The organism is Vibrio sp. M260118 (assembly GCF_036533755.1).
In the GTDB taxonomy this organism is placed as follows: Bacteria; Pseudomonadota; Gammaproteobacteria; order Enterobacterales; family Vibrionaceae; genus Vibrio.
This window is the reverse complement of the sequence record NZ_JATABG010000534.1, coordinates 1-1,745: the sequence shown is the minus strand read 5'-3', so window position 1 is coordinate 1,745 and position 1,745 is coordinate 1. Positions and strand designations below refer to the sequence as shown.

At 45.9% G+C, this 1,745-nt stretch carries 1 protein-coding gene and 1 pseudogene; both read left to right on the top strand.

The window, feature by feature from the left end; translation table 11 throughout:
* The first annotated feature begins 201 nt into the window (after positions 1–201).
* On the top strand, positions 202–1,596 hold the full coding sequence (gene luxO / locus QTO00_RS19255) for a quorum-sensing sigma-54 dependent transcriptional regulator LuxO (protein ID WP_331426184.1): 1,395 nt from the start codon (positions 202–204) through the stop codon (positions 1,594–1,596).
* A pseudogene (locus QTO00_RS19250) lies at positions 1,596–1,745 on the top strand (quorum-sensing phosphorelay protein LuxU); the annotation flags it as partial. The gene luxO and the pseudogene QTO00_RS19250, both read left to right, overlap by 1 nt.

Sequence of the window (1,745 nt, the reverse complement as noted above, 5' to 3'; positions counted from 1 at the left end):
TGAATACTAAGTTCACTAACAACGTCAGTTGGCTAGGTGACCCCTCAGGGTCTCTTTTTGTCCTGCATATAACGTGCCACAGTTACAGAGTGATATGCGCGTGATCTGTCACTCATTTTGAGGGTTTTTCTACAATTAATTTGCATAATGCAAAGCGCAATGCGATTCTTTACATAAATGCGACGAAACCTTGGCTAGGTTATGCAATATACGACACAAACTCGAAACTCAAAATATTTACTCATGGTAGAGGATACCGCGTCCGTGGCGGCCTTGTATCGTTCTTACCTGACTCCACTACAAATTGATATCAATATTGTCGGCACTGGCCGGGATGCGATTGAAAGCCTTAGTTTCAGAACCCCAGATTTGATCCTTCTCGATCTGCGCCTGCCGGATATGACCGGGATGGATGTACTCCATGCCGTTAAAGAGAAAAATCCAGATGTACCGATGATTTTTATGACGGCTCACGGCTCAATTGATACCGCAGTTGAAGCGATGCGTCATGGTGCTCAAGACTTCTTGATCAAACCGTGTGAAGCGGATCGTCTACGTGTCACCGTGAATAACGCTCTGCGAAAGGCGACTAAGGCGAAAACGGATGGTGACAATCAGGGTAGTCAAGGGTACCAAGGTTTCATTGGTAGTAGTCAAACCATGCAAGCGGTTTATCGCACTATAGACTCAGCGGCAAGCAGCAAGGCGAGTATCTTTATCACGGGAGAAAGTGGTACGGGTAAAGAGGTGTGCGCGGAAGCCATTCACGCCACCAGTAAGCGTGGTGATAAACCGTTTATCGCGATTAACTGTGCGGCAATTCCAAAAGATCTGATTGAGAGCGAGCTGTTTGGCCACGTTAAAGGAGCCTTCACCGGAGCTGCTACGGATCGTCAAGGCGCGGCAGAACTGGCAGATGGAGGGACGCTGTTCCTCGATGAGTTGTGTGAAATGGACTTAGATTTGCAAACTAAACTGTTGCGCTTTATCCAAACAGGTACGTTCCAAAAAGTTGGCTCGTCAAAAATGAAAAATGTGGATGTGCGATTTGTTTGCGCGACCAATAAAGACCCGTGGAAAGAGGTTGAAGAGGGACGTTTCCGTGAAGACTTATACTACCGCTTATACGTAATTCCGCTTCATTTACCGCCTCTTCGTGAGCGTGGTGATGATATTATTGAGATTGCATACTCGTTACTGGGATTTATGTCTAAGGAAGAGGGAAAGGATTTTATCCGTTTAGCACCTGAGGTGGTAGAACGCTTCTCCCGTTATGAATGGCCAGGTAACGTGCGTCAGTTGCAGAATGTGTTGCGTAACGTGGTGGTGCTTAACAATGGCCGAGAAATTGACTTAGCTATGTTGCCACCACCACTTAACCAGCCTTCAAAAAACGAAATTCGAGTGACAAGGCCGCAAAGCGAAACCATCACGGTTCAGGATATTTTTCCTTTGTGGCTCACTGAGAAAAATGCCATTGAGCAGGCTATCAAAGCCTGTGATGGTAACATCCCTAAAGCAGCTGGTTACTTGGATGTTAGTCCGTCAACCATATACAGAAAGCTACAATCTTGGAATGCGAAGGAAGTGCAATAGTGGATATTTTAGACCAAAGTAAAATCGACAGATTGGCGAGCGAAATTGGTGAAGAAAATGTTCCTGTCCTGCTCGAGATCTTTCTTGGTGAGTTAAAAATGTACATTGACCAGCTCTCTCAGCTAGAGGGTAGCGAGCAAGAAGACTAC